25 protein-coding genes are annotated in these 25,409 nt (G+C 70.9%); 9 read left to right on the plus strand and 16 right to left on the minus strand.

The features are described from left to right. Position 1 precedes the first annotated feature (1 nt). Positions 2 to 1,165, plus strand: a complete 1,164-nt coding sequence (locus tag ACLQ2O_RS24445) for a THUMP-like domain-containing protein (protein WP_425835207.1) — start codon at positions 2 to 4, stop codon at positions 1,163 to 1,165. Positions 1,166 to 1,284: 119 nt separating this feature from the next. Here the strand turns inward: ACLQ2O_RS24445 and ACLQ2O_RS24450 are convergent, their stop codons facing one another. Beyond that, positions 1,285 to 1,734: an SgcJ/EcaC family oxidoreductase gene (locus ACLQ2O_RS24450; protein ID WP_425835209.1), complete on the minus strand. Its 450-nt coding sequence runs from the start codon at positions 1,732 to 1,734 to the stop codon at positions 1,285 to 1,287. 77 nt (positions 1,735 to 1,811) lie between these two features. Between ACLQ2O_RS24450 and ACLQ2O_RS24455 the strand changes: the two genes are divergently transcribed. Beyond that, positions 1,812 to 2,264 carry a MarR family winged helix-turn-helix transcriptional regulator gene (locus ACLQ2O_RS24455; RefSeq protein WP_425835211.1) on the plus strand — a complete coding sequence of 151 codons (453 nt, stop codon included), beginning with the start codon at positions 1,812 to 1,814 and terminating at the stop codon, positions 2,262 to 2,264. Positions 2,265 to 2,267: 3 nt separating this feature from the next. Here the strand turns inward: ACLQ2O_RS24455 and ACLQ2O_RS24460 are convergent, their stop codons facing one another. The 7 genes from ACLQ2O_RS24460 to steA are packed head-to-tail and all read right to left on the minus strand — an operon-like array spanning position 2,268 to position 10,241. Further along, entirely contained in the window at positions 2,268 to 2,933 is a 666-nt protein-coding gene (locus ACLQ2O_RS24460) for an NUDIX domain-containing protein (RefSeq protein ID WP_425835213.1), read from the minus strand. Beyond that, positions 2,930 to 4,654, minus strand: coding sequence for a CTP synthase (locus tag ACLQ2O_RS24465; RefSeq protein WP_425835215.1), 1,725 nt, complete (start codon positions 4,652 to 4,654; stop codon positions 2,930 to 2,932). Before ACLQ2O_RS24465 ends, ACLQ2O_RS24460 begins: the two co-directional genes overlap by 4 nt. 21 nt (positions 4,655 to 4,675) lie before the next feature. Next, positions 4,676 to 5,701, minus strand: a complete 1,026-nt coding sequence (locus ACLQ2O_RS24470) for a glycosyltransferase family 4 protein (protein WP_425835217.1) — start codon at positions 5,699 to 5,701, stop codon at positions 4,676 to 4,678. Next, a complete protein-coding gene (murJ, locus tag ACLQ2O_RS24475) occupies positions 5,698 to 7,287 on the minus strand; it encodes a murein biosynthesis integral membrane protein MurJ (RefSeq protein ID WP_425835219.1) in 1,590 nt (529 codons plus the stop codon). Before murJ ends, ACLQ2O_RS24470 begins: the two co-directional genes overlap by 4 nt. Before the next feature lie 28 nt (positions 7,288 to 7,315). Beyond that, positions 7,316 to 8,119: a hypothetical protein gene (locus ACLQ2O_RS24480; RefSeq protein WP_425835224.1), complete on the minus strand. Its 804-nt coding sequence runs from the start codon at positions 8,117 to 8,119 to the stop codon at positions 7,316 to 7,318. After that, positions 8,119 to 9,063 (minus strand): copper transporter, encoded by a 945-nt coding sequence (locus ACLQ2O_RS24485; RefSeq protein WP_425835226.1) that lies wholly within the window; start codon positions 9,061 to 9,063, stop codon positions 8,119 to 8,121. The genes ACLQ2O_RS24480 and ACLQ2O_RS24485 overlap by 1 nt, the downstream gene beginning before the upstream one ends. After that, positions 9,060 to 10,241: a putative cytokinetic ring protein SteA gene (steA, locus tag ACLQ2O_RS24490; RefSeq protein WP_425835228.1), complete on the minus strand. Its 1,182-nt coding sequence runs from the start codon at positions 10,239 to 10,241 to the stop codon at positions 9,060 to 9,062. Before steA ends, ACLQ2O_RS24485 begins: the two co-directional genes overlap by 4 nt. A gap of 138 nt (positions 10,242 to 10,379) precedes the next feature. Between steA and ACLQ2O_RS24495 the strand changes: the two genes are divergently transcribed. Together ACLQ2O_RS24495 and ACLQ2O_RS24500 are read left to right on the plus strand one after the other, a co-directional pair. Continuing rightward, positions 10,380 to 10,862 (plus strand): MarR family winged helix-turn-helix transcriptional regulator, encoded by a 483-nt coding sequence (locus ACLQ2O_RS24495; RefSeq protein ID WP_425835230.1) that lies wholly within the window; start codon positions 10,380 to 10,382, stop codon positions 10,860 to 10,862. Then, entirely contained in the window at positions 10,859 to 11,302 is a 444-nt protein-coding gene (locus tag ACLQ2O_RS24500; RefSeq protein WP_425835232.1) for a hypothetical protein, read from the plus strand. Before ACLQ2O_RS24495 ends, ACLQ2O_RS24500 begins: the two co-directional genes overlap by 4 nt. Here ACLQ2O_RS24500 and recN read toward each other — a convergent pair. The 6 genes from recN to ACLQ2O_RS24530 all read right to left on the minus strand — a co-directional run bounded on the left by recN (position 11,299) and on the right by ACLQ2O_RS24530 (position 17,532). Continuing rightward, entirely contained in the window at positions 11,299 to 13,023 is a 1,725-nt protein-coding gene (gene recN / locus ACLQ2O_RS24505; RefSeq protein ID WP_425835234.1) for a DNA repair protein RecN, read from the minus strand. The genes ACLQ2O_RS24500 and recN overlap by 4 nt on opposite strands. Before the next feature lie 4 nt (positions 13,024 to 13,027). Continuing rightward, positions 13,028 to 13,993: an NAD kinase gene (locus ACLQ2O_RS24510; RefSeq protein WP_425835236.1), complete on the minus strand. Its 966-nt coding sequence runs from the start codon at positions 13,991 to 13,993 to the stop codon at positions 13,028 to 13,030. Beyond that, complete coding sequence (locus ACLQ2O_RS24515; protein WP_425835238.1) at positions 13,990 to 14,808, minus strand: TlyA family RNA methyltransferase; 819 nt, start codon at positions 14,806 to 14,808, stop codon at positions 13,990 to 13,992. Before ACLQ2O_RS24515 ends, ACLQ2O_RS24510 begins: the two co-directional genes overlap by 4 nt. A gap of 8 nt (positions 14,809 to 14,816) precedes the next feature. Beyond that, positions 14,817 to 15,701 (minus strand): hypothetical protein, encoded by an 885-nt coding sequence (locus ACLQ2O_RS24520; protein ID WP_425835240.1) that lies wholly within the window; start codon positions 15,699 to 15,701, stop codon positions 14,817 to 14,819. A gap of 1 nt (position 15,702) precedes the next feature. Continuing rightward, positions 15,703 to 16,251: a phasin family protein gene (locus ACLQ2O_RS24525; RefSeq protein WP_425835242.1), complete on the minus strand. Its 549-nt coding sequence runs from the start codon at positions 16,249 to 16,251 to the stop codon at positions 15,703 to 15,705. A gap of 171 nt (positions 16,252 to 16,422) precedes the next feature. Continuing rightward, positions 16,423 to 17,532 carry an HAD-IIA family hydrolase gene (locus ACLQ2O_RS24530; RefSeq protein ID WP_425835244.1) on the minus strand — a complete coding sequence of 370 codons (1,110 nt, stop codon included), beginning with the start codon at positions 17,530 to 17,532 and terminating at the stop codon, positions 16,423 to 16,425. A gap of 24 nt (positions 17,533 to 17,556) precedes the next feature. Between ACLQ2O_RS24530 and ACLQ2O_RS24535 the strand changes: the two genes are divergently transcribed. The 4 genes from ACLQ2O_RS24535 (at position 17,557) to ACLQ2O_RS24550 (ending at position 21,332) form a co-directional block, all read left to right on the plus strand. Further along, positions 17,557 to 18,711 (plus strand): DUF1015 domain-containing protein, encoded by a 1,155-nt coding sequence (locus tag ACLQ2O_RS24535; protein WP_425835246.1) that lies wholly within the window; start codon positions 17,557 to 17,559, stop codon positions 18,709 to 18,711. A 79-nt stretch (positions 18,712 to 18,790) separates the two neighbouring features. Next, a complete protein-coding gene (locus tag ACLQ2O_RS24540) occupies positions 18,791 to 19,375 on the plus strand; it encodes a DUF1989 domain-containing protein (protein ID WP_425835248.1) in 585 nt (194 codons plus the stop codon). Next, on the plus strand, positions 19,372 to 20,484 hold the full coding sequence (locus tag ACLQ2O_RS24545; RefSeq protein WP_425835250.1) for a tRNA-dihydrouridine synthase: 1,113 nt from the start codon (positions 19,372 to 19,374) through the stop codon (positions 20,482 to 20,484). The genes ACLQ2O_RS24540 and ACLQ2O_RS24545 overlap by 4 nt, the downstream gene beginning before the upstream one ends. Further along, complete coding sequence (locus tag ACLQ2O_RS24550) at positions 20,481 to 21,332, plus strand: polysaccharide deacetylase family protein (protein ID WP_425835252.1); 852 nt, start codon at positions 20,481 to 20,483, stop codon at positions 21,330 to 21,332. The genes ACLQ2O_RS24545 and ACLQ2O_RS24550 overlap by 4 nt, the downstream gene beginning before the upstream one ends. Here the strand turns inward: ACLQ2O_RS24550 and ACLQ2O_RS24555 are convergent. Beyond that, positions 21,323 to 22,882, minus strand: a complete 1,560-nt coding sequence (locus tag ACLQ2O_RS24555; RefSeq protein ID WP_425835254.1) for a PucR family transcriptional regulator — start codon at positions 22,880 to 22,882, stop codon at positions 21,323 to 21,325. The genes ACLQ2O_RS24550 and ACLQ2O_RS24555 overlap by 10 nt on opposite strands. Before the next feature lie 76 nt (positions 22,883 to 22,958). Continuing rightward, entirely contained in the window at positions 22,959 to 23,846 is an 888-nt protein-coding gene (locus tag ACLQ2O_RS24560; protein ID WP_425835256.1) for a hypothetical protein, read from the minus strand. On the opposite strand from ACLQ2O_RS24560, the gene ACLQ2O_RS24565 reads away from it, so the two are divergent. Further along, positions 23,811 to 25,238, plus strand: coding sequence for a hypothetical protein (locus tag ACLQ2O_RS24565; RefSeq protein WP_425835258.1), 1,428 nt, complete (start codon positions 23,811 to 23,813; stop codon positions 25,236 to 25,238). The two genes, ACLQ2O_RS24560 and ACLQ2O_RS24565, sit on opposite strands and share 36 nt — an antisense overlap. Positions 25,239 to 25,409 lie beyond the last annotated feature (171 nt).

A 25,409-nucleotide genomic window follows, 5' to 3' on the forward strand; every position in this document is an offset into this window, starting at 1 on the left:
CGTGACACCCGACTCGATCACCGCACTGCTCACCCCAGCGGGATCCGTCGTACTGGCTGAGGCCTGCGCGGCCTTCTCCCCCGGTGGCGAGCTGAAGCTGGTCGAGCAACTCCGCCGCCGGTACGACGCTGCGGTGGTCACCGCCGCGGTCACGCAGGCATCGTTGAGGCAACGGGCAGTCGCCAAGTTCGGCGCGGACGACGCGGCCCGGATGTACTTCACCCCGGACGGGCTGGAGCAGTCCACTCGCACCACAGTCGCCGCACACCGCTCTGCGCGGATCGCATCAGCCCTACCCGGGTCGTCGGTCATTGACCTGGGCTGCGGGATCGGCGGCGACCTCATCAGCGCAGCACGCGCCGGCCTGCGAGTCACTGGCGTCGAGCGCGACCCGGCGACGGCTGCCGCCGCTGCGGCCAACCTGTCTGCGCTGGGCCTGTCCGGTGAGGTGCTGCTCGGCGACGCGGAGGAACAGGACCTCACGCCGTACGAGGTGGTCTTCGCCGACCCGGCTCGACGGGCGGACGGGAGGCGCGTTTTCGACCACAACGCGTACTCGCCGCCCTGGTCGTTCATCAGCTCGCTGCTGGAGGGCACGGCCTGCGTGAAGGTCGCACCGGGGATCCCGCACGACGCCGTACCGGAGGGGGTCGAGGCGGAGTGGGTCAGCGACGCCGGTGAGGTCAAGGAGGCCGCGCTGTGGTCCGGCAAGCTGTACGGCGGTGCCGCGCGCCGGGCGACGCTCCTGCCGAGTGGAGCGTCGATTGCCGGAGCACCCGAGGCTCAGGTCGGGCCGGTCGGCCAGTACATCTACGAGCCGGACGGCGCCGTGGTGCGCGCCGGTCTGGTCACGGCCGTCGCGGCAGAGGTCGACGGCTGGCTGCTCGACCCGCGGATCGCCTACGTGACCGGGCCGTTCCTGGTGGAGACGGCGCTGGCGTCGGCGTACGAGATGATCGAGACGCTGCCCTACAAGGAGAAGGCCCTGAAATCGTGGGTCCGGACCAACGACATCGGGACGCTCGAGATCAAGAAGCGCGGCGTCGATCTCGACCCGGCGGTCCTGCGGAAGAAGCTCTCACCGAAGGGATCGCGGTCCGCGACGCTGATCGTCACGCGGATCGGCCGCGACGCCGTGGCGTACTCCTGCCGCCGTCCGGCCTGACTTGCACTCACGCAGTATTCGAACATATACTCGAACACGAGAGCGGGCCTCCGGGAAGCCTGCCGACGGGCGAGGTGCTGCGCTCGTTGCCGACGACTCCCGGGGGCCCGCCACTAACGTCACCGTGTCGCCAGCGGAGCGCTGGCCGGCAGGAAACGGAACGAGACCGCCTCCATCAGGCGAGCGTGCTTGGTGTTGTGGAAGGCGGCGATCCGCCACCGGCCGTCGCCCTCGCGGACCAGCGTGTAGGTCTGCACCTTCGCCAAGGTCGCGGGCTTCTTCTTGGCGACATCACCGCGGGTCACCACGATCGCCGCGCGCTCGCCGTACAGCCGCACGTCGAGCACCTCGGAGTACAGCTTCGTGCCCTTGAGGAACTTGCCGAACAGTGCCGCGTGCCCGGCCGCGATGTCGGCCCGGCCGCGGTAGACGGTCCCGACGAACGTGACGTACGTGGCGTCCTCGGTGAAGTTCTCGCCGTACGCCGTGGCGTCGCCGCGGTTCCAGCTCTCCGCCAGCCGGTCCAGCACCTGGCGAACCTCGAGCTCGCCCCGCGTGGTGTCGGTCATGATAGCTTCTCCCAGTCAGTAGTTGTATCGAGTAAGTATCTGCACTGATGCAGATACTAGCCGAGGGGAGACCGCCGATGTCAACCAGGAAAGAGTCCAGCGCGGTGTTCCGGCGCTACCTGAGCTCGATGGTGCTGCACAGCCTCACCAGCGCCGAGGCCGCCGGGCTCAACGCGACCGACTACTTCACGCTCAACCTGCTCGACCTCGAAGGCGCCCTGACCTCAGGTGAACTGGCGACCCGGACGGGCCTGACGACCGGCGCGACCACGCGGCTGATCGATCGGCTGGAGAAGGGCGGACACGTCCGCCGGGTCCACGACCCGGCCGACCGCCGCAAGGTGATCGTCGAGATGGCGGAGGCCCCGGAGGGTGTCACCAAGGCCGTCGCGGGCGCGCGCCGGCGGCTCGGCGCGGTGATCACGAGCTACCCGCCCGAGCAGCAGGCGCTCCTGTTCGACTACTTCGCCCGCGCCGCTACGGCGTACCAGGAATCGACGCAGGAGCTGGTCGAGCAGCGCAACGCCTGATCGTCAGTGGTCCTTGGCGGGCCACGGTGAGTCGGCCGGGCGGAGGGCGTCGAAGCCGTCGCCGTTGAGTGCGGTCCAGGCGGCCAGCGAGCCCATCACCAGGATCGGGTTGTGCAGGTCGCCGGCCAGTGCCGCCTTGACGACGTCCTCGAGCGGCGCCCAGACCGTCTCCATGTCGGCTTCCTCGTGCAGCCGGTCGTACACCTCGTCGGCCGGCGAGAGGTCGCGCGCCAGGAAGATGCGCACCGCCTCGGTCGTCAGCCCGGGTGAGGTGAAGGCGTCCACGAGCACCCGCCAGTCGGCGGCCTTGGTCGCGGCCTCCTCCCACAGCTCCCGCTCGGCCCCGAGCCGGTAAGCCTCACCCTGTACGTCGAGCAGCCCCGCGGGCGGCTCGAGCAGCCGGTAGCCGACCGGGTGCCGGTACTGGCGGACCAGCAGCATCCGGTGGTTCTCGTCGAGCGCGACCACGCCGACCGCGCCCGGGTGGACGACGACGTCGCGGGTGAAGGGCTCGCCGCCGGCAGGCGGGACCACCTGGTCCCGCCGTACGGAGATCACGCGGCCGGTCGCGTGCACGGTCTCCGAGGAGCTCACCTCCCAGGAGGTCGGCACATCAGCCAGCCCGCTACCGAACCGCAGCTCGGCAGCGTCAGCACCAGCCTCTGTCATCGGGCCTTGGCCTTGGCGGCGCCGGCCTTCACCGGCTCCTTGGTGGCCGCCGGGACCTCCTCGACCGGCAGCCGCGACTCACGCTGGCGGACCAGCGCAGCGGCGATCAGGCCCGAGAACAGCGGGTGCGGCTTGGTCGGCCGCGACCGCAGCTCCGGGTGCGCCTGGGTGGCGACGAAGAACGGGTGCAGCGCCTTGTCCAGCTCGACGAACTCGACCAGCTCGTTGTCCGGCGACAGCCCGGAGAACACCAGCCCGGCGTTCTCCAGCTTGTCGCGGTAGGCGTTGTTGACCTCGTAGCGGTGCCGGTGCCGCTCCTGCACCGACGGTGCGCCGTACAGGTCGCGGACGATCGACCCGTCGGCAAGGTTCGCCGGGTAGAGGCCGAGCCGCATCGTGCCGCCGAGGTCACCGGAGCCGGAGACGATGTGCTTCTGCTCCTCCATCGTCGCCACCACCGGCTGCGTGGCGTCGGGGTCGAACTCGCTGGAGTTCGCGTCGATCAGGCCGGCCAGGTCGCGGGCCACCTCGATCACCATGCACTGCAGGCCCAGGCACAGCCCGAGGATCGGGATGCCGTTCTCCCGGGCGTACCGGATCGCGCCGATCTTGCCCTCGATGCCGCGCACCCCGAAACCACCGGGGATGCAGATCGCGTCCACGTCGCCGAGCAGCTTCGCGGCCGTTTCCGGCGTGGCGGCCTCGTCGGAGGCGACCCAGCGCAGGTTCACCTTGGCGTCGTTGTCGAAGCCGCCCGCGCGCAGCGCCTCGGCGACCGAGAGGTACGCGTCCGGCAGGTCGATGTACTTGCCGACCAGCGCGACGGTGACCTGGTCCTTCGGGTGGTGCACGACGCGCAGCAGCTCGTCCCAGCGGGTCCAGTCGACGTCGCGGAACGGCAGGTTCAGCCGCCGTACGACGTACGCGTCGAGCGCCTCGGAGTGCAGCACCTTCGGGATGTCGTAGATGCTCGGCGAGTCGACGGCGGCCACGACGGCCTCCACGTCGACGTCGCACATCAGCGAGATCTTGCGCTTGACCGCGTCCGGGATCGGCCGGTCGGCACGGCAGACGATCGCGTCGGGCTGGATACCGATCGAGCGCAGCGCGGCGACCGAGTGCTGGGTCGGTTTGGTCTTCAGCTCCCCGCTGGGCGCCATGTAGGGCACCAGCGAGATGTGCAGGAAGAACACGTTGTCGCGGCCGACGTCGTGCCGGACCTGCCGGGCCGCCTCGAGGAACGGCAGCGACTCGATGTCACCGACGGTGCCGCCGATCTCGTGCAGCACCACGTCGACGTCGGGGCCGGCCATCGCCAGCATCCGGTCCTTGATCTCGTTGGTGATGTGCGGGATCACCTGGACGGTGTCGCCCAGGTACTCGCCGCGGCGCTCCTTGGCGATCACCGAGCTGTAGATCTGCCCGGTGGTCACGTTGGCGACCTGCGACAGGTCGCGGTCGAGGAAGCGCTCGTAGTGCCCGATGTCCAGGTCGGTCTCGGCGCCGTCGTTGGTGACGAACACCTCGCCGTGCTGGAACGGGTTCATGGTGCCGGGATCCACGTTGAGGTACGGATCCAGCTTCTGCATGGTCACCCGGATGCCCCGTGCCGTCAGCAGACTGCCGAGGCTGGACGCTGTCAGCCCCTTGCCGAGACTGGAGGCCACACCGCCGGTGACGAATACGTGCTTGGTCTGCTGGGAATTCGAAGCCCTGTCCACGGGCCTTCAGCCTACCTGCTGTCAAGCAGTGGTCGCGACGAGCCCCGCGTAGATGTCCAGCAGAAACTTCCCGACAGCGTCTTCGTCCGGCCATCCGGCGGCCAGCTGAAGGCCTTCCGCCCGCCGTAGAGCGGCCTCTTCCGGCTCGGAAAGAAGTTTCCGTACGCCGTCCGCGAGCCCGCGCGTGTCGCCGGGGAAAGCCAGGATCGCGCTGTCGCCGACCAGCTCCGGTACGCCGCCGACAGCGGTCGCCACCGCCGGTACGCCGACCTGCAGCGCCTCCTGCAGCACCAGCGCCCGGGCCTCCCAGTGCGAGGTGAGCAGGAAGACGTCGGCCGCGCCGAGCAGGTCCGCGACGTCGTTGCGGTGCCCGAGCAGGCGGACCGGCAGGCTCTCGGCGTCGATCCGGGCCTGCAGGTTGTCCCGCAGCGGCCCGTCGCCGACCACGGCGAACACCACACCCGGCTCGGTCTTCGCCACCTCGGCCGCGACCGACAGCAGCGTCGGGTAGTCCTTCTGCGGCGCCAGCCGGCCCACGGTGAGCACCAGGGGCGCGTCACCGATGCCCAGCTCCTCACGGACGGCTGCGGACGGCGTACGGACCTCCGGGATGGCTGGAGCCGCGACGGGCGCGAGGCGCGCCTGACGGGCTCCAAGGCGTCGGGCGAGGTCGACCAGGTCAGTGGACGCACCGAGCGTCAAGTCGGCGCCACGGGCCACCAGGCGCTGTCCCAGCCGCATCACGAGGCCGCGAGGCCCTGGTGCGATCACGGCGTTGTGCCAGGTGACCACCAGCGGCCGCAGGTGGGACCTGTCGCGCAGGGCCGCCATGCCGGCCCGGTACCCGTGGGCGTGGACCACGTCGGAGCCCCGCAGGCCCACGGTGGTCGTGACCACTGTGGCGTCACCGAAGTCGAAGTGCTCGGCCGTGCCCGGCGGTGCGCAGACCACGACGTCGTGACCGGCCGCCAGGTAGCGCGGGACCAGGGAGGCGACGTGCTGGCCGATCCCCCCACGCGACTCCGCCAGCAGCAGGCCGATCCTCATTGCTTCTCCTCCACCACGGTTGGGACACCCCGGCGCAGCAGCGCCCGGGCATCCGGACGGTCAACCAGTACGGCGACCACGGCGTACACGATCACGACAGCCAGCCCGGACAGTACGGCGAACAGCAGCGCACTCCCCCAGCCTCCGTCGTCAGCCGGCAGCGACACGAGCCAGCCGGCCGTACCGGCCAGAGCAGCACCGACCACTGCAGCAACAGTCGCCCGGGACAGCCCCTGCAGCACACCAGCTCCAGCAACCCGCTGCAACACCACCAGCAGGACAACCGCACCGGAGAGCATGCCAACGGACATGGCAGCAGCCAGAGCAGGTACGGCGTCCCACTCCAGCGTCAGGACCAGTCCGGCAACGGCTACGAGCAGCCAGGCTCCACCGGTGACCAGCGCGACCGAGCGACCCGAGTGCCGGGCGTACAGGATGCGCCCGGCGTGCATCAGCACGGCGAACCCGATGATCGCCGGAGCAAACGCGACCAGTCCGTTGGCGAGTGACGACGCCTGGGCCTCCTGCACCCGCCCGTCGTCGTACGCGAAGATGCGGGCCACCGGGATCGCAGTGCCGACCAGCAGGGCCGCACCGGCACCCCCTGCGAGCATGACTGCCCGCGTGGAGGTTGCGCCGTACAGGGCGAAGGCTGGCTCGTCCTTGGACTCGAAGGCCGCTGCCAGGCGGGGGAAGACCGCGGTGGTGATCGGCACGGCCAGTACGGCGTACGGCAGCAGGTAGACCGCGTTGGCCCAGGTGTAGACCGCGATGCTGCCCTGAACGCCACGGTGGTTGGCCAGCCAGGTGGTGACGAGGAAGGCGACCTGCTGCGCGACCAGTACGGCGAGGCCTGCTGCAGCGAGCTTGCGCAGGACCGGTCCGACCCCTGGGTCCAGCCGGAGGGTCGGACGGATCGGCAAGCGCAGCAGCAGCATGGGGACGAGCACGGTCAGCGCCAGCGCCAGTACGCCGGCAGTAGTCCCCCACGCGAGCAGGTCGGCCGCACCGCGCGACGCCTGGTCGGCCACAGGCGCTTCGACCGCGAAGACGAAGTAGGTCGCGACAACGACCAGGCTGGAGATCAGCGGAGCCAGCGCACCGGCCGCAAACCGCTTGTGGGACTGGAGAACCGCCGTCGCGACCACGGCGATGGCGTAGCCGAAGATCTGCGGTACGAAGATCACCAGCATGCGCGTGGCCGTCGCGCTCGAAGCACAGTCGTCGGAGTCGAGCATCGCCGACGTGTACTGCGACGCCAGAAGCCAAGCCAGCAAGGCGAAGGGGGTCAGCAGCACCAGCGACCAGGTCAGCAACGCACCGATGATCCGGCCTTGGGCAGCCCTGTCACCACGGGCCACCGGACCGGCGAGGATCGGGATGACGGCGCCGGCGAGCGCACCGCCGACAACCACTTCGAAGAGCACGTTGGGCAGCTGGTTGGCCGTGGCGTAGGCCTCGGCCAGGCAACCGGCACCGACAGTTTTGGAGAAGACCAGCCAGCGAGCGAACCCGACCGCCCGTGCGAGCACCGTGACGCCCGCGACCAGCAGTGCGGCGCGGGCGATGCGTCCCCCGGCGCTCACCGGGGTCGAGCCGGCGAGACCGAGCCGCTCACCGGGGCCGTCGGCCCCACTGGTCGATCTTGTCGAGCGTCGGGTTGCCGGCGATCACCTTGGTGAAGCTGACCTTCTCGCTGGCCAGGTTGAGCGCGACGACCGCGCCCAGCGCCAGCACCTTCAGCGGCCGCGGCAGCGACGCCGCCAGCGCCGTACCGGTGATCGCGCCCAGTCCGTTGGCTCCGCAGTCACCGAGCATCGACCGCTCGCCGAGGTCCGACGGAGCGGAAGCGACAGCAGCGCCGACCACGGCGCCGGCAGGCCCACTGGCGACCGGCGCGCTGACCGTGGCGATCGCTTTCAGGGCGCGGCCAGGACGCAGGTCGAGCAGGTTCGCGAGGTTTGCCGTCCCGGCGATCAAGGCGCCGTCGGCAACGATCTCCGCGACCGCGCCAACGCCCTTCGCCGACCGCGGCAGCAAGGCCGCGGCAGCAAGCCCGGCCGCGCCGACGCCGAGGATCTTCACCGCACCGCTGGTCACCTCGCCGCGCTTCAGCGCCGACAGGTGACCCCGAAACCCCTTGGTTTCCGTGGCTCCCGCGAGGTCGTCGTACGCGCCGACAGCACCCGACACCGAGCCGGCCAGCAACGCGGCGGCCTTGACCCGGCCGCTGCCGGACCCGGCCGCGACACCGGCCAACGCACCCAGTACGGCGACCGGTCCCTCCAGCAGCGTGACCGTCTCGCCGCGGTGGTTCGTCCGCTCGAACGGCGCCCGCTGCTCCTTCGGGAGCGACGCTGCAGCACGCTCCAGCCCCGCGGTGGCCGCGGCCGCGACGACCGCTCCGAGCAGGCCCATCAGTTCTCCTTCGCCTGCACCGCGGACGGTGCGACACCGTTCTTCGCGTCGACCCCGCCGTACTGGCCGGCCTTGCCGCCGGCCTGCTCGACCAGGGCGAAGACGATCGTGGCCTGGCCGCTCGGCATGTTCGCGACGTCCACCGAGGAGACGATCTTGGTGGCGTCGTTGTCGCCGCGCATCGCCTTCAGCAGCCCGCCGTCGTGCGCGCTCTCCGGCGCCCCGGCGAGGACCGCGCCGGAGCTGCCGAGGTCGAGGCCTTCGACGAAGTCGACGGTGTCGGCGTACGACGAGTTGTCCGGGAGCGGCGTCGGCGGCTTGGCGGCGATCACGACGACCAGGTTGGCCCGGTCCTTCGGGGTCGGCTTCACCGAGACCAGCTTGGAGTCCGACAGCCCACTGAGGATCTTGGTCGACTCGGGGTCGAGGGGCTTGGTGTTGTCGTGCGCGAGCACGCCGCGGGCCAGGATCAGGCCGGCCCGCTGGTAGGTGTTGCTGTCGGCTGGGAAGGTGACGTCCGGCGTGACCAGCTCGTTCACCAGCGGCTCGATCAGCTGACGCTGCCCCTGGTCGAACAGCTTGGGGTCCAGCGCGACGCGGGTGGTCACCTGGGCGCCGGCCTTCTCCAGCGAGTCCTGGACCGCGTTGGTCATCTCGCCCTCGGCGGTCGGCAGGGTGATGATCGCGACCTTCTGGTTCGCCAGCTTGCCGTCGGTCAGCCCCGCGGTCACCTTGGCCACGTAGTCGTCGCGGTACTTGTCCAGCGACTTGGCCTGGATCGCGTCCGCCCGCGCCTGCTCCAGCGCGGTCCGGTCCCGTTCGGCCTGGTCGGCGACGACCTGCGAGGCGGTGCCCTTCAGCGGGCCGGCACCGAGCACCACGCCGGCTCCGAGGGCGAAGAAGATCGCCACGATCGAGACGATGTGGTAGCGAAAGTCGATCACGTGAACAGCTCCCGGATGTGGAAGTAGATTTCGTTCCAGCGCGCTCGCAGGATCGACCACAGGATGTCGTCGGCCCCGATGGCGACCATCGCCACCCCGAGCACGAACAGCCCGGACGCGATCAGCGCGACCATCTGGAAGGTGGAGACGCGGCTGCGGTACAGCCGGCCGACACCCTTGGCGTCCACCAGCTTCGCACCGACCCGCAACCGGGTGATGAACGTGCTGGCCATCCCGGCGCGTCCCTTGTCCAGGAACTCGATCAGTGAGTTGTGGGTGCCGACCGCGACGATCAGCGACGCACCCTTGGAGTCGGCCAGCAGCATCGCGACGTCCTCGCTGGTCCCGGCCGCGGGGAACTCGATCGAGTCCACCCCGAGCCGCTCCAGCCGCTCCGAGCCCGGCGCGCGGCCGTCCCGGTAGGCGTGCACGACCACCTCGGCGCCGCACTTCAGCGTCTCGTCCGAGACCGAGTCCATGTCGCCGACGATCAGGTCCGGGACGTAGCCGTTCTCGACCAGGGCGTCGGCGCCGCCGTCGACCCCGATCAGGACCGGGCGGTACTCGCGGATGTACGGCCGCAGCGCGACGAGGTCCTCGCGATAGTCGTAGCCACGGACGACGATCAGCACGTGCCGGCCGTCCATCGCGGTGTGCACGGCCGGTACGCCGACGCCGTCGAGCAGCAGGTCCCGCTCGCGGCGCAGGTACTCCAGGGTGTTCGCGGTGAACGCCTCGAGCTGGGTCGACAGGCCGGCGCGCGCGTCGTCCATCGACTGAGCGACGGTCTCGCTGTCCTGGACGACGCCCTTGGCGACCGCTTCCTCGCCGCGGTACAGCACCCCGTCGTGCAGGCGGACCCGCTCGCCCTCGTGCAGGACCGAGAAGACCTCGCGGCCGATCCCGTCGACCAGCGGGATGCCGGCCTCGACCAGGATCTCCGGACCCAGGTTGGGGTAGCGGCCGCTGATCGAGTCGGCGACGTTCACCACCCCCGCGACCTGGCAGTCGACCAGCGCCTCGGCGCTGACCCGGTCCAGGTCGACATGGTCGATGACGGCGATCTCCCCCGGCTTCAGCCGTTTGGTGAGATTCTTGGTACGCCGGTCGAGCCGAACCACTCCGGCGATCCCGGGCAGCTCAGCGGGGCGTGCTCTACGCAGGCTGGGCAGTTTCATCGCGCTCTCATCCTGCCATGTCAAGAGCCCCCTCCCGAGCCATTACCGGCCGGGAGAGCGTATTCATCGACAGGTACCCGGGTGACGCAGCGTTAAATCATTCCTTCGAAGGAGCGCCGGGTGTGGTATTTTCTTTTCGTGGCGCAACGAAATGATAGGCAGGAACTGGCCCGCGCGGTGATGGACCTGATCGACACCGGTCATCGCCGGATCTCGCGCAAGCTCGACCTGGTCCGGATCAAGGTGCTGGCGACCGTGACGGATCGTGCACCGGTTCGCCCCGGCGAGCTGGCCACCGAGCTGGCCCTGACCTCTTCGGCCGTCAGCCGTCACCTGGCGGCGCTCGAGGACGCCGGGCAGATCGAACTGACCGTCGATCCCGCCGACGCGCGGACCTTCCTGGCCAGGCCGACTTCGGCCGGGCGGCAGGCTCTGCAGGCCGCCACGGACGCCGGTACGGCGGCGTTCACCAGCGTCATCGCCGACTGGACCGACAAGCAGGTCGAGGCCACGCTCCAGGCGGTCGAGCTGCTCAACACCACCTGGGCCGATCACCACGCGGCCGGCGACGGTCCGCGAGCACCGACCAGCCAACGTCAAGCTCGAAGGAGACAACGATGATCCCCCGGAACGTTCAGCTCTCCCGCGCTCTGCTCGCCGTCACCGCGGCGAGCCATCTCGTGATCCCGATCGTCCTGTGGGCCCGGCAGGACTCGCTGCGCGCGGAGATCGTCGCTCAGCACCCGGACTTCGGCCCGGCGACCGTCGACGACTCTGTTCGGGTCGCCCTGACCTCGGCAACGGTATTCCACAGTCTCCTGCTGCTGCTCTGTGCGTTCCTGGTGCTGAAACTCGCCACCGGCAAGCCGTGGACCCGACGCCTGGCGACCGTCTCGCAGGCCCTGTCGATCCTCTTCAGCCTGGTCTCGTGGTCGACCTCGCCCCTGTTCCACGCCGTCGTGCCCGTGCTCGGCGTCGTCCAGCTGATCACGATCGCCCTGCTCTGGACCGGCTCCGCGCGCGGCTTCTTCCACCCGGCCCGCGTGCCGGCCCGGGTCTAGCGCTTCTTCCGCTTGGGCTTCGTACGACGCTCAGCAGCCAGCGCCAGCAGTTCCTCGGCGTGGGCCTGGGCGGCGTCGGAGTTCTCCAAGCCGGCCATCATCCGCGACAGCTCCTTCAGGCGGGCTTCGTCGTCGAGCGCGACCAGGCCGCTGGTGGTGACCGAACCGTCGTCACTCTTCAGTACGACGGCATGGCGATCCGCGAACGCGGCCACCTGCGGCAGGTGGGTGACCACGATGACCTGCGCCTTCTCCGCCAGCCGGGCCAGCCGCTTGCCGACCTCGACCGCGGCCCGGCCGCCGATCCCGGCGTCGATCTCGTCGAAGACCAGCGTCGGCACCGGGTGGGTGTCGGACAGGATCACCTCGAGCGCCAGCATCACGCGCGACAGCTCACCGCCGGACGCCGCCTTCTGCAGCGGGCGGGCCGGGCTGCCCGGGTTCGCCGCGAAGCAGAACTCGATCTCGTCCGCGCCGTACGGGCCCGGCGTCGTCTCGTGCACCTCGACGGTCAGCGTCGCGTGCGGCATCGCCAGCCCGCTCAGCTCCTCCGACACCGCGACCCCGAGCCGCGCCGCCGCCTCCCGGCGGGCCGCGCCGATCGTGCCGCCCAGCTCCGCCAGCTGCGCCTGCAGCTCGCCGCGCTCAGCAGTCAGCTGCTCGACCCGTTCGTCGCTGCCGTCCAGCTCCAGCAGGCGCTCGGCGGACCGCTTGGTCCACGCGATCACCTCGTCGACGGTGCCCTCGGTGTCGCCGTACTTGCGCACGAGACCGGTCAGCAGACTCCGGCGCTCGCTGACGACCGCCAGCCGCGCCGGGTCGGTGTCGACATCAGCCACGTACGACGAAAGCTCACCGGCCAGGTCTGCCGCCAGGTAGCCAAGCTCTCCGGCCCGGTCAGCCAGCTCCGCCAGCTTCAGGTCGTGCTCGCGCTCGCCGTCGAGCACCTGCTTGGCCAGCGACAGGAGGCCCAGTACGTCGCCCGGCCGGGTCGACTCCAGGTCCTCCGACGCCAGCGCCTCGCCTGCGGTCGTTGCGGCCGTACGGAGTCCGTCGGCGTACGCGAGCCTGCCCTCCTCAGCGGCCAGCTCCACGTCCTCACCAGGCAGCGGCTCGGCCTTGGCGATCTCGTCCAGCCCGAAGCGCAGCAGATCCGCCTCGGCCAGGCGGTCGCGCTGCCGGGTCGTCAGCTCGGTCAGCTCGGCCTCGACCTCCCGGTGCCGCCGGTACGCCGTCGTGTACTCGCCGAGCGGAGCCAGCACCGGCTTGCCCGCAAAGGTGTCCAGCGTCTCCCGCTGCCGCGCCGGCTGGAGCAGCCGCCACTGGTCGGCCTGCCCGTGGATCGCGACCAGATCGCCCGAGACCTCCGCCAGAATGCTCACGGGCACCGACGCACCGCCCAGGAACGCCCGGGAGCGGCCCTCCGACGACAGCTCGCGCGCGATCAGCAGCTCGTCGTCGTCCAGCTCGCCGCCACGGTCCTCGGCCTGCTGCACGATCGAGCGCGGCACGTTGCTCGCCCGGCCCTCGACCCGCGCCCGCCGGACGCCGTGCCGGACCAGGCCGCTGTCGGCGCGGCCGCCGAGCAGCAGGTTCACCCCGGTCACGACCATCGTCTTGCCCGCGCCGGTCTCGCCGGTGACCGCGGTGAAGCCCGGATCGAGCTCCAGCGTGGCGTCCTCGATCACGCCCAGGCCGGTGATGCGGATCTCCGAGAGCATCTGTCTAGATCTCCTCTTGTGCACTTCTTTTGCGGCGGTGCTCGGCCGCGCCGCGCCAACCGAGCACCGGCAGGTCGAACTTCGCCACCAGCCGGTCGGTGAACGGCGCCTCGTGCGCCCGGGCCAGCCGGACCGGGGTCTTGCCGCGACGGACCTGGATCCGGGCACCCGGTGGCACCTCGACCATCCGGCGCCCGTCGCACCACAGCACACCACGACCGTGCCAGGCCGCGACCAGCTCGACCATGAGCTGCGAGTTCGGCGCGACCACGATCGGGCGGGAGAACAGCGCGTGCGCGCTGAGCGGGACCAGCAGGATCGCCTCGACGTCCGGCCAGACGATCGGACCACCGGCCGAGAACGCGTACGCCGTACTGCCGGTCGGGGTCGCCAGGACGACGCCGTCGCAGCCCCAGCGCGACAGCGGGCGGCCGTCGACCTCGACCAGCACCTCGAGCATCTTCTCCCGCGCGGCCTTCTCCACCGAGGCCTCGTTCAGCGCCCAGGTGTCGAAGATCAGCTCGTCGCCGACGTACACGTCGACGGCGAGCGTCATCCGCTCCTCGACCGTGTAGCTGCGGTCGACCACGACCTCGACGATCCGCTCCAGGTCGTCCACCTCGGCCTCGGCCAGGAAGCCGACGTGGCCCAGGTTGACGCCGAGCACCGGCGTACCGTGCGGACGGGCCAGCTCGGCGCCACGCAGGATCGAGCCGTCGCCGCCGAGCACAATGATCAGCTCGACGCCCTGGGCCGCCTGGTCGGTGTCGTCGGCGATCTCGACCGGGTGCAGGTCGAGCTCAGCGGCCTCCGCGCCGACCAGCCGCACGATGATGCCGGCCTCGGTCAGCAACTGGTGCGTCTGCCGGGCGACCTCGACGGCCAGGTCACGGCCGGTGTGCGTGACCAGCAGGACGCGCCGCGGCTCGGTGACGACCGGCTCAACCACGCGGACCTGCTTTCTGCTCATTGGGGGCCGTTCTGCACGGCTTCCAGGAGCATCGTCTCATCGAGAGGCGGTGCGGAACGCCGTATCCACAGGAAGTACTCGACATTTCCGGACGGACCGGGCAGCGGGCTGGCCGCCACGCCCTCGACGCCCCAGCCCAGTTGGGCCGCCTTCGCAGCGACTCCGCGAACCGCGTCGGCGCGCAGCTCCGGGTCACGGACGACGCCGCCCTTGCCGAGCCGCTCCTTGCCGACCTCGAACTGCGGTTTCACCATCAGCACCAGGTCGCCGTCGGTCTTGACCACGCCGAGCAGCGCCGGCATCACCAAGGTGAGCGAGATGAAGCTGAGGTCGCTGACGACCAGGTCGACCGGGTCGCCGCCGATCGCCTCGAGAGTGAGGGTGCGGACGTTGGTCCGATCCATCACGGTCACGCGGTCGTCGGTCTGCAGGGCCCAGACGAGCTGGCCGTAGCCGACGTCGACGGCGATCACGCTCTGGGCGTCGTTGCGCAGCAGTACATCGGTGAAGCCGCCGGTCGACGCGCCCGCGTCGAGGCAGCGGCGGCCCTTCACCTGTACGCCGGTGAAGGCCTCCAGCGCGCCGATCAGCTTGTGCGCGCCGCGGCTCGCGTAGCCCGGGTCGTCGGTCTCGGACGTGTCGACGAGAATCGCCGCGTCGGCTCCGACGCCGGTGGCCGGCTTGGTCGCGATGGTGCCCGCGACCTTCACCTTCCCGGCCGTGACCAGCTCACTCGCATGCTCCCGAGAGCGAGCCAGCCCACGCCGTACCAGCTCCGCATCGAGCCGAGACCGCTTGACGCCTCCCTTGGCCACAGCTCCGGTCAGCCCCGGTCGCCCGGTTCGGCGTCCGCCTCCACCAACGCCGCCTGCAACCGCTCGTGCAGCTCGGCGTAGACCTCCGCGTGCTCACCCACCGGCAACTCCCGCAGCCCGTCGAGCCGCGCCATCGTCTCCTCGACCAACGGATGCACCCCGTCGTCGTCGGAGTCGTAGGAACGCTCCACCGGCGCCGGGCTGACGTCACCGCGCGCCTCTTCGTACGCACTCTGCTCCACCACAGGGGCCGTCGGGCGCGGCTGCGCCATGGGCGAGCCGTCCGCGGTGGTCTGCTGGAAGCCAGGCACCGCCGGCGGCGTCGGGCGCGGCTGCACCGGCGTGCCGTCCCGCGAGACCTGCTGGAACCCAGGCACGGCAGGCGGCGCCGGGCGCGGGGGCATGCTCACCGGCGGCCGGGGCTGCGCGACCGGCGTACCGTCTGCTGACACTTGCTGAAAGCCCTCCACCGCAGGCGGCGCCGGGCGCGGCTGGACAGGCGTACCGTCCGCCGACACCTGCTGAAAGCCCTCCACCGCAGGCGGGGTCGGCCTCGGGGTGTACGCCGCAGGTGCTGCGGGGCTGGGAGCAGGTGCTTGCTCCGGCTGGGACTTCGCTGCTTCTTCCGCCTCGAGCTCGGCCATCAGTTCGGCTTCGGCTCGGCGTTCGGACTCTTCGGCTTCCAGCTCAGCCTGGAACTCCGCCTCGGCCAGCCGCTCGGCTTCCGCGCGGGCAGCTTCCTCCAGCGAGGCCGCGAAGGTCTGTTCGGTGTCCTCGGGCTCCGGCTCGGTGTCGTAGTCGGGCACCGGGCGCTCGGTCGGCTCGGGGTCGAAACCGGGCTCGACGTCGGGGTCGAAGGCAGGCGAAACCTGCTCACCGGGGTGTTCGGTCACGTCACGCCTTCTTCGCCGGAGCCTTCTTGGCCGTCTTCTGCGCAGCCGTCTTCTGCGCAGCCGTCTTCTTCACCGCGGCCTTGGCCGGCGCCTTCTTCGCGGCGACCTTCTTCACCGCCGGCCGCTTGCTCGACTTCGCAGGAGCGAGCGGATCACCAGCGGCCCCACCGCCCGCGGCAGCCGGTCGCGCCGCGGCAGCAGCGGTCGTCGCGGCAGCAGATGCAGCCGAACGCGCCTCGACCAGGTCCTTCTCGAGCCTGTCCACCCGCCGGCTCAGCACGCCGACCTCTTCCTGACGGACGAAACCGAGCCGCGACACCGCGCCCTCGACCTCGTTCGCCACGATCGCCTGCAGCAGCTGCCGGTTGCTCTTGCTGGTAGCAACGATCTCGTCCGCGAGGTCGGTGACCTTGGTGGTCAGCCCGGACGTCAGCGCGTCGGCCCCGGTCTGCTGCAGCAGCGCTTTCGCCGCCTGTTGCGCCCGCTGCCGAGTCACCTCGGTCAGCCCGTTCGCCAGCTGTACGTAGCCGCGCAGTGCGTCCATCACCATGTCTGCCTCCTCGCGTCGTCCCCGCCACGGTATCGCGCTCGCCCCGTTACACCACCCCGGACGCCCCTCGCCACCCCGACCACCCGGCCAGAACCCGGCACCGTGAACAGGAAGCCGGGACCTGGGACAGGCTATTTCCTGTCCCAGGCCCCGACTTCCTGTTCACGGTCCCTACTTGTCCAAGCCCACCCGATGCAGCGCCGCGTCGATGGCGATCGACCCCAGCGCCGGCCCCGGCTTCGGCAACGGCCGCCTGCCGCGCCCGACCGCCTTCGCCGCCGGCTTGGCCTTCCCCGTGGGCTCGTCGGTCGCCGCCCAGACCGCGGACAGGATCGCCCGCAGCCCGTCGTACGGCTCCCCTTCGCCCTTGATCGCCACGGCCCCGCTCACGACCTCGGCGGTCCAGCCCTCACACGTGTGCTTGGCCCCGTCGACGGAAACCCCCGGCTGCTTCTGCGCCAGCGCGCTCAGATCAGGAGCGATGTACGTCGGCCGCTGGTCCTTCGGCGCCCGCGCGAGGTCGTGCGCGTCGTGCACCCCGGTCGCCACCCACAGGCTCGCGATCCCGACCGCGTGCGCGCCGGCGATGTCGGAGTCGAGCCGGTCGCCGATCATCAGCGGCTTCTTCGCCTTCAACCGCTCGATGCTCGTCTCCAGCAGCGGCGGCTCGGGCTTCCCGGCCACCACCGGATCCACCTCGACCGCGGCGCGAATCGCCTGCACCAGCGTCCCGTTCCCCGGCGCCATCCCGCCCGCGGTCGGGATCGTCAGGTCGAGGTTCGTCGCGTACCACTTCGCGCCCTCGTTGATCGCGTGCGCGCCGTCCGCGAGCATCACCCAGCTCACGTCCGGGTGGAACCCCTGCGCCACCGCGACCGGGTGCGCGTCGCTCGACCGGACGGGCAACATCTCGTACTCCTCGAGCGCCGAGGTCAGCCCCTCGCCACCGACCACGAGCACCGGCGACCCCTTGGGGAACTCCTCCGCGATCAGCTTCGCCGCGGCCTGTGCCGAGGTGACGACGTCCTCCGCGATCACGTCCAGCCCGAACGACGCGAGGTGCTCGGCGACGACCGCGGCCGGCCGGCTCGCGTTGTTGGTGATGTACCCGATCCGCAGGCCTTCCTTCGCGGCCTTGCGCAGGTTCTCCGGCGCGTCCGGGACCGGGTCCGGCCCGACGTAGACGACGCCGTCGAGATCCAGCAGCGCCACGTCGTACCGACTGGCGAGCGGTTCGTCACAAGCGGACAGTGGTGCTGGTGATTCGCGCTTGCCAGTCATCGGTCCCCCCGTACGATGCCGCCCATGCCTGATGCCACCCTGCGCCTCGATCCGTTGCGGGCCTGGCGGTTCGTCGCGGGCAAGGTGAGTGCGCTCGGTGCGGTCACGTCGCCGCCGTACGACGTGCTGGAACCGGCTCTGGTCCGGCGGCTGACTGACTCTGATCTGCACAACATGGTGAGGCTCATCCTTCCACGCGACCCCGACCTCGGCTCCAGCCGGTACGACGGTGCCGCGCGGCGCCTGGTCGACTGGCAGCAGGCGGGGGTCGTCATCCAGGACAGCCGGCCCGCGCTGTACGTCTACGAGCAGCAGTTCCGGGGTGCTGTGCTGTGCGGACTGGTCGGCGCGCTCGTGCTCGACCCGGAGCGCCGGGTGGTGCTTCCGCACGAGAACGTGATGCAGCAGTGGGTCGATGACCGGTTCGAGCTGATGACCGCGACCGACGCGGACCTGGAGCCGATCCTGCTCGCGTACGGCGGTGGTGGCGCGGCCAGTGACGCCGTCGACGCGGCCCGGTCGGGCGACCCGTGGCTGGTGGCCGACACCGAGAACGGCGCGCACCACCGCATCTGGCGGATCGAGGACCCCGAGCAGCTGGCGATGATCGCTGCCGAGCTGGCCCAGCACGAGGCGCTGATCGCCGACGGCCACCACCGGTACGCGGCGTACCTGGAGCGGGCCAGGCGCGAGCCGAACCGCCCGGGCACTGCAGTAGGTCTTGCCATGCTCGTCGACAACGACCGGCACCCCCTGACCCTCGACCCGATCCACCGGCTCGTGCCGGGCCTGTCGCTGGAGCTAGTGGAACGCCGTACGCCGCACAGCTGGGAGGTGCTCCCCGGACGCATCGACGGCGTACCGGACCGGGTTGCAGTCTCCGACGGGACCTCCTGGGTCACCCTGCGCTCCACAGCCCACCGGGTCGAGCCGACCGTCGCCCTGCTCCACGAGGAACTGCTGCCCGCGTGGGGCGTCGCTGTGGACGACGTGACCTTCCACCACGCGCTCAGCGACGCACTGGCCCTGGCCGGACCGTCACAGGCCGCCGTGGAGCTCGTAGCGCCGCAGCTGGACCAGGTGCTCCAGTCGGCCGTGCGCGGCATCGTCCTCCCGCAGAAGGCGACCTCGTTCGGTCCCAAGCCGCGCGTCGGTCTGCTGTTCCGCACGCTCGACTAGAGGATCCTCCAGGTTCTGCCCCGAACGCTGGAGGATCGCCCCTCCCGATCGAGGGTCCCGCGCTGCTTGAGTTGCTGTCATGCACATCACCGTGCCGGCACGAACCGGCCGAGCCGTCGAAGTCTCCCGCGGCTCCTCGATCCGCATCACCGATGTCGCCGGGCAACAGGTCGGCGACCTCTTCGCCTTCGCCGCCGACGAGTACCTGAGCGCGTCCCACACCCGTACGGCGATCAGCAGGCTCTTCCCCGCGATCGGCGAGTCGTTCGTGACGAACCACCGCCGCCCGATCCTCACCCTGACCGCCGACACCTCTCCCGGTGAGCACGACCTGCTGCTCTCCGCCTGCGACCCGGCCCGGTACGCCGGGCTCGGCGTGCCCGACCATCCGTCCTGTGCGGAGAACCTGACCCGGGCGCTCGCGGGGCTGGGGCACACGACTCCCGTCGTACCGCAGCCGGTGAACCTGTTCATGCGCATCCCGGTGACCGCCGACGGTGACCTGCATTGGTTGCCCGCCGCAACAAAACCCGGCGACTCGATCACCTTCCGGGCCGAGCTCGACTGTGTCGTCGTGCTGTCGGCCTGCCCGCAGGACCTGAACGTCATCAACGGCTCGGGCCCGACCGATCTCGCTCTCGACGTCCTGGAGGACCTCCGATGACCATCCACCCCGCCCTCTCCCCGGCCGTTCTCGGCCCGCTCCAGCTGCCGAACCGCCTGGCCGTCGCACCGATGACCCGGACGTCGGCAACGCCCGACGGCGTCCCGACCCCGGAGATGGCCGACTACTACGCCGGCTTCGCAGCCGGCGGCTTCGGGCTGGTCGTCACCGAAGGCACCTCCACGGATCGCCTGTACAGCCAGGCGTACCTCAACCAGCCGGGCCTCGTCACCGCGGCCCACGTCGAGGGCTGGCGCGAGGTCACGCGCCAGGTCCACGCCAACGGCGGCCGGATCGTCGCCCAGCTGATGCACGCCGGCGCGATCTCCCAGGGCAACCCGTACGCCGACGGCACGGTCGGCCCGTCCGCGATCCAGCCGCTCGGCGAGATGATGCCGGACTACGGCGGCCGCGGCCCGTGGCCGGTCCCGCGTGAGCTGATGGCGGCGGACCTGGACCTGGTCGTCGAAGGCTTCGTGACGGCAGCGCTGAACGCGCTCGCCGCCGGGTTCGACGGCGTCGAGCTGCACGGCGCGAACGGCTACCTGCTCGACCAGTTCCTCACCGACTACACCAACCAGCGCACCGACTCGTACGGCGGCTCGGTGTCGAACCGCGTCCGGCTGATCGCGCGGATCACCGCCGCCGTGGTCGCCGCAGTGCCTGAGTCGTTCGTCGTCGGCGTCCGGCTGTCGCAGACCAAGGTGAACGACCTCGTCCACCGCTGGGCCGGCGGAGCGGCGGACGCCGCGGTGATCTTCCCGGCCGTGGCCGACGCCGGAGCGTCGTACCTGCACATCGCCAGCGAGGGACGGAACTGGATCGACACGGCTCGGCTCGCGGGCGGCCAGACCATCACCGGCCTGGCCCGCCGGCTCACCGGCCTGCCGGTGATCGTCAACGGCGGCATGCACAACCCGGACCAGGCCGCGCAGGTGCTGACCGACGGCCACGCGGACCTGCTGGCGATCGCCCGGGGCGCACTGGCCAACCCGGACCTGCCCCGGCGCCTGGCGGAAGGCCGTGAGCTGGCGGCGTTCGACCGGACCATGCTGCACCCCGCGGTCACGCTGGCGAACGCCGAGGCGTGGCAGGCTGTCAGGTCATGACCTGGTACGACGGAGCGGCAGCGGTCGCGGCGCTCACGTTCGACGTGGACGCGGAGACTCCGGTGCTCGCCCGCGGCGGGCAGTACGCCCAGCACCTGACCACCATGTCGCACCAGTCCTACGGGCCGGACGTCGGCGTACCGAGAATCCTGGACCTGCTGGACGACCTGTCCGTACCGGCGACGTTCTTCGTCCCTGGCTGGGTCGCCGAGCAGCGGCCCGGCCTGGCGGCGTCGATCGTCGAGCGCGGGCACGAGGTGGCTCACCACTCCTACAGCCACCGCCCGCCGACCTCACTGACGCCTGCTGAGGAGCGGGACGACTTCGAGCGGGCCCTGGCCGTGTTCGACGCCCAGGGCATCACCGTGAGCGGCCACCGGGCAGCACTGTGGGAGGCGAGCCGGCAGACGCCTGCACTGGTTGCTGAGCACGGCCTGCTCTACGACTCGTCGCTGATGGGCGACGACCGGCCCTACCTGCTGGAGGCGGGCGGCGTGGTCGAGCTGCCCGTGCACTGGTCGCTGGACGACTGGGAGCAGTACGCGTACCTGCCGGCGCCGGAGATCGGCTCGGTGATCGAGTCGCCGCGCAAGGTGCTGGAGCTGTGGAACGCGGAGCTGGACGGCATGCGTGTCTACCGCTGCCTGTTCACGCTGTGCCTGCACCCGTTCCTGTCCGGGCGGCCGGGCCGGCTGCTCGCACTGCGGGAGCTGATCGAGTACGCCTTGTCCTGCGGGGACGTGAGCTTCACGCGGTGCCGGGACCTCGCCGTACGGGCTGCTGCGGACGAGTCGCTGCCGGTACGGCCGGTGTCCCTGCCAGTGGTCGATCCGTCGGTCTATCCCTGAGAGAGCTCGTCGGCCTCCAGGGCCAGGTACAGGTCCACCCGGTCTTCAGTCCGTACGGCGTCGCGGCCGGTGAGCTCGGTGATCTTGGCCAGCCGGTTCCGCAGGGTGTTGACGTGGATGTAGAGCGCGGCGGCGGTGGCGGCGTACTGGCCGTCGTGCTGGAGGAAGGCGCGGAGCGTGCTCTCCAGCCGGGCGTCCCGCCTGCGGTCGTACTCGCGCAGCGGCTGCAGCACGCCGGCGGCGAAGCTGCGCAGGGTCTCCGGGTCCTGGAGGCCGAGCAGCACGCGGTGGGTGCCCAGCTCGGCGAAGGTGGCGATCGACTGGCTCGGCCTGCGCCGGAGTACCTGGCAGGCCTTGCGGGCCTGGACCAGTGGCTCCCGAAGCAGGTGCGCGGTGGGAGCCGGCTCGCCGAGGCCGATGACTACGCGCTGGTCCGGGAACCGCTTGGCGACGGCCTGGCGTAGCTCGTCCGCCAGCTCGCGCGTCTCCTGCTGAGGACGTTGCAGTACGGCGACCACGTCGTGGCTCCCGCCCGCAACGACGACTGCGAGGCTCCGGTCGAGGAAGAACGCTCCGACTGTCTCTGAGAGGCCGGGCAGGGTCGCGTGCGGTCCGACGGCGAAGGCAGTCGCCAGGACGAGCAGTTCGCCGTACGGGTCTACGCCGAAGGCACGCAGCCGATCAGGGACCTCTGCGGCTCGCTGTGCTCCGGACAGGATCATGTCCAGCAGCTCACTGGCGAACCGCAGCTCGATCGCCTGCACCGCCTGCTGCTTGGCGACCTCCAGACTCAGGAAGCGCGCCGCCTGGTCGAGCGCGTCCTGCTCGGCCCGGCTCAGCGCGCTGACCGGCTTCAGGCAGAGCAGTGCGGCGTCGGTGTCGCCCACTGCACCGACGAGGAAGACGGTCGCCTTGCCCTGTTCACCGCCCAGGTCGATCTCCAGCGGCGGCGGGTGCCGAGCCAGGCCCGCCGCGGCGAGGCGCAGCTGCTCGGGCGACAGCGTCGTACCGGCTGATGCCAGTAGACGCGCCATCCGGTCGACGACGGCCAGGGGCAGGTCGTGCTCTCTCCTGAGCACAGCCAGTACGCCGGACGCGCCGGCGCCGTGCGAGATCGCCTGCGCCAGGGCGTCGCCTCGCCTGACCAGGTCGACCAGGGCTTCTCGGCGCTGATCAGCCTGCGTCGCCGAGGCCGCTTGGGTGACGGCGGTGAACGGTACGTCGATGGAGATCTGGAGCAGGGGGAGGCCGTAGTGCTCGCAGGCCTGGATCAGGTCGCTGGGTGTCTGTGGTGTCTCCGCGCGGAGACCGAAGACGATGCCCGCTGCTCGCGCCCGGTGGGCGGCCTCGACGAACGTGCTGGGTGGGGTCTGGGGCAGCCAGAGGCCGTTGGTGAGGACGATCTCGCCCTCGCGGAGGTAGGGGGAAGGGTCGGGCAGCTCGGTGTTGTGGACCCAGAGCGCTTCACGGGTGAGCGCTCCGTCGGTTCCAGGGACGAGCAGGTCGAGCTCCAGCGAGGAGTCCTCCAGGAGCCCCGCGAGCGTCAGCACGGTCCGAATGTACCCAAACGACGAGCGGCCCGGGTGGACGGTGATCGCTCACCATCCACCCGGGCCGTTCAGTCACTCAGTCCTTCTTGTCCTCGTCGACCTCGACCTCGCCGTCGAGCGCGTCGTCGACAACAAGCTCGTCGCCTTCGTCGTCGGTGTCGACCTCGTCAACGGTCTCGACGTCGTCGGTGTCGTCCTCGCCGTCGATGTCAGCCTCGTCGGTGACCTCGATCTCGTCGGTGTCAGCCTCGTCGGTGACCTCGATGTCGTCGGTGTCGGCCTCGTCGGTGACCTCGATGTCGTCGGTGTCGGCCTCGTCGGTGACCTCGATGATCGTGTCTTCCTCGTCCTCGTCGTCGAGGTCGGTGAAGTGCAGGCCTTCGAGCTCCGCGGCGCGTTCGGCGGCGCCGGTGGAACCGTCCTGGTCGGCACCGGCAGCGCGGTGGAACCAGATCAGCGCGTCGTCGGCCCGGCCGGCCTCGGCCAGCGCGTCGGCGTACGCGTACCGCAGGCGCGGCAACCAGTCCGCACGGGTGCGCTTGGTCAGCTCCGGTACCTCGAGCGTCTGGATCGCGGCAGCGGTCTGGCCCATGTCACGCCGAGCACCGGCGGCCACGATCAGCATCTCGATCTGCGTCGACTCCTCGAGCTGCACAACGACCGGCTCCCGCGACAGCGCGAGCGCCTTCTCCGGCCGGCCGAGCGCACGCTCGCAGTCGGCCATCATCGCCAGCACCTCGTGGTTGCCCGTCATCCGCCGTACCGCGCGGAACTCGGTCAGTGCCTCGTCGTAGTGCTCAGCCAGGTACGCCGTGATGGCGACTGCCTCGCGGACACCACCCAGTCGCGCCGCCAGCCGGCGCGCGACGCGGGCGTGCTGGTAGGCAAGCTCCGGCTGGTCGTCCAGGAACTGTCCGGACGCGACCAGGTGCTGGGCGACCAGGTCGGCCAGGCTCCGCGGCAACGACCGCAGCTCCGCCTTGACCCCACGGTCGAGCTCCGCACCGGTGATGCCGGCCGGAATCGCCGGGTCGTCGCGACGCGGACCTGCCTTCTCCTCGTCACGCCGGTCGTCCCGCCGGTTGTCGCGGCCCCGGACGTCTCTGCGTCCCGCAACCCGCTCATCCCGCCGAGGCCCACCGGTCCCCCGCTGATCCCGCCCACCACGCTCCGGCCGCTGGAACCCACCGGACCGCTCACCACCACGCGAAGCTCCACGGTCGTCCCGCTGAGACCCACCAGACCGCTCGCCACCGCGCGAAGCACCGCGGTCATCCCGCTGGAACCCACCGGACCGTTCGCCACCCCGCGCCGCACCGCGATCGTCCCGCTGGAACCCGCCGGACCGTTCGCCACCGCGATCGTCGCGCTGGTAACCACCCGAGCGCTCACCACCACGCGCCGCACCACGGTCGTCCCGCTGGTAACCACCGGTCCGCTCGCCGCCCCGCGCAGGTCCGCGGTCGTCGCGCTGGAACCCGCCAGAACGCTCGCCGCCCCGCGAAGGACCACGGTCATCCCGCTGGAAGCCACCGGAGCGTTCGCCACCGCGATCATCCCGCTGGAAGCCACCGGAGCGCTCGCCACCGCGGTCGTCGCGCTGGTAACCGCCGGTCGGGCGCTCAGTGCGTCCACCAGAACGGTCGTCCCGTCGGAAGCCACCCTCACGGGCGCCTCCACGGTCGTCACGCGAACCGCCGCGGTCGTCCCGGGACGCGCCCCGGTCGTCGCGGCCGCCCGCACGGTACCCACCGCTCGAGGCTCCTCGATCGTCGCGACCACCTGCGCGGTAGCCACCCGTCGAGCCACCGCGGTCGTCGCGCTGTCCTCCGCGCGGACCGGCCGGGCCGTCCTCACGGCGGTCGCGACGGAAGCCTTCGTCGTCACGCCGACCGGGCCGTCCACTGCGGTCGTCGCGACGCGAGTCACCGGACAGCTGTCCCTTGAAGGGATCGCGCTCGCCCTTGTCGTCCCCGCGGGAACCAGCGAATCCACGCCGGTTGTCACCGTCACGGGGAGCACCGCTCCGCGGTCCACCGGTACGGGGAGCTCCCCCGCTCCGGGGGCCTCCACCCGTACGCGGAGCTCCACCAGAACGCGGCGCACCACCACTACTGCGCGGCCCACCAGAACGGGGACCATCGGCACGACCGGACGCGCCCCGGTAGCCGGAGCCACCAGAGGAGCTGGAGCCGCCGGATCCACCCGAGCTGCCGGCGCCCGATCGTCCACGGCCAGTGGAGTCGGAACGCCCACCGCCTGCTCGTCCGGGACGGCCGGCTCCACCGGACGAACCACGGCGATCACCCGAGCCGGGACGGGGGTTACGAGGTGGCGTAGCCACGGTGACTCCTAACGGTCGTGCGTAGGTGTTGCGCTCAGACAGACAAAAATACAGGGTCGTACGAACTTCGTCGGGCCCCCACAAAATGCTAAGGGCCACCCCGGTGTGGGGTGGCCCTTAACAGTGTGAATGTCCGGCGACGTCCTACTCTCCCACGACCTCCCGGTCGCAGTACCATCGGCG

It is taken from the genome of Kribbella sp. DT2, from assembly GCF_049844575.1.
Classification (GTDB): Bacteria; Actinomycetota; Actinomycetes; order Propionibacteriales; family Kribbellaceae; genus Kribbella.

Excerpts from the sequence above, each read along its gene's own strand:
- ACLQ2O_RS24450 (WP_425835209.1), bottom strand. The coding sequence starts at position 1,734 with ATGACCGACACCACGCGGGGCGAGCTCGAGGTTCGCCAGGTGCTGGAC.
- ACLQ2O_RS24535 (WP_425835246.1), top strand. The coding sequence starts at position 17,557 with ATGCCTGATGCCACCCTGCGCCTCGATCCGTTGCGGGCCTGGCGGTTC.
- recN (WP_425835234.1), bottom strand. The coding sequence starts at position 13,023 with ATGCTCTCGGAGATCCGCATCACCGGCCTGGGCGTGATCGAGGACGCC.
- steA (WP_425835228.1), bottom strand. The coding sequence starts at position 10,241 with ATGAAACTGCCCAGCCTGCGTAGAGCACGCCCCGCTGAGCTGCCCGGG.
- ACLQ2O_RS24460 (WP_425835213.1), bottom strand. The coding sequence starts at position 2,933 with ATGACAGAGGCTGGTGCTGACGCTGCCGAGCTGCGGTTCGGTAGCGGG.
- ACLQ2O_RS24500 (WP_425835232.1), top strand. The coding sequence starts at position 10,859 with ATGATCCCCCGGAACGTTCAGCTCTCCCGCGCTCTGCTCGCCGTCACC.
- ACLQ2O_RS24470 (WP_425835217.1), bottom strand. The coding sequence starts at position 5,701 with ATGAGGATCGGCCTGCTGCTGGCGGAGTCGCGTGGGGGGATCGGCCAG.
- ACLQ2O_RS24545 (WP_425835250.1), top strand. The coding sequence starts at position 19,372 with ATGACCATCCACCCCGCCCTCTCCCCGGCCGTTCTCGGCCCGCTCCAG.
- ACLQ2O_RS24540 (WP_425835248.1), top strand. The coding sequence starts at position 18,791 with ATGCACATCACCGTGCCGGCACGAACCGGCCGAGCCGTCGAAGTCTCC.
- ACLQ2O_RS24525 (WP_425835242.1), bottom strand. The coding sequence starts at position 16,251 with ATGGTGATGGACGCACTGCGCGGCTACGTACAGCTGGCGAACGGGCTG.
- ACLQ2O_RS24455 (WP_425835211.1), top strand. The coding sequence starts at position 1,812 with ATGTCAACCAGGAAAGAGTCCAGCGCGGTGTTCCGGCGCTACCTGAGC.
- ACLQ2O_RS24530 (WP_425835244.1), bottom strand. The coding sequence starts at position 17,532 with ATGACTGGCAAGCGCGAATCACCAGCACCACTGTCCGCTTGTGACGAA.
- ACLQ2O_RS24510 (WP_425835236.1), bottom strand. The coding sequence starts at position 13,993 with ATGAGCAGAAAGCAGGTCCGCGTGGTTGAGCCGGTCGTCACCGAGCCG.
- ACLQ2O_RS24480 (WP_425835224.1), bottom strand. The coding sequence starts at position 8,119 with ATGGGCCTGCTCGGAGCGGTCGTCGCGGCCGCGGCCACCGCGGGGCTG.
- ACLQ2O_RS24550 (WP_425835252.1), top strand. The coding sequence starts at position 20,481 with ATGACCTGGTACGACGGAGCGGCAGCGGTCGCGGCGCTCACGTTCGAC.